Raw genomic sequence first — 271 nt, 5'->3', positions numbered from 1 at the left:
CTTGCAGGATTTTGCCGAGGGTCAGCGGCACCGGGTTGGTCACCCCTGCTTTGATAGTGCCCAGCGCAGTCACGGCATCCACCGTCAGCGGGTTGCTGCCCAGCACGGTAATCGCCGCCTGCAGCAGTTGCGAAGCGGTCGCCGTGGTGTTGAGCAACTGGGTGTAGTCACCGGCGGTTACGTGCAGGTCCAGGGCCAACTGGTCGAGGTAGCTGAGCATGTTGATGTTGCTGTTGAGCAAGCCATTCCAGCCGAGCACCGACACGTTGAC

The 271-nt window shown here is 61.6% G+C and carries 1 pseudogene; it reads right to left on the bottom strand.

Annotated features, from left to right (window positions below):
• Positions 1–271, bottom strand: a pseudogene (locus AC0L3U_RS39420) (hypothetical protein); the annotation flags it as partial.

Source organism: Bradyrhizobium sp. Kon69 (assembly GCF_055807515.1).
Note: the sequence above shows the minus strand (reverse complement) of the source record. Positions and strands in the feature narration are given on the sequence as shown.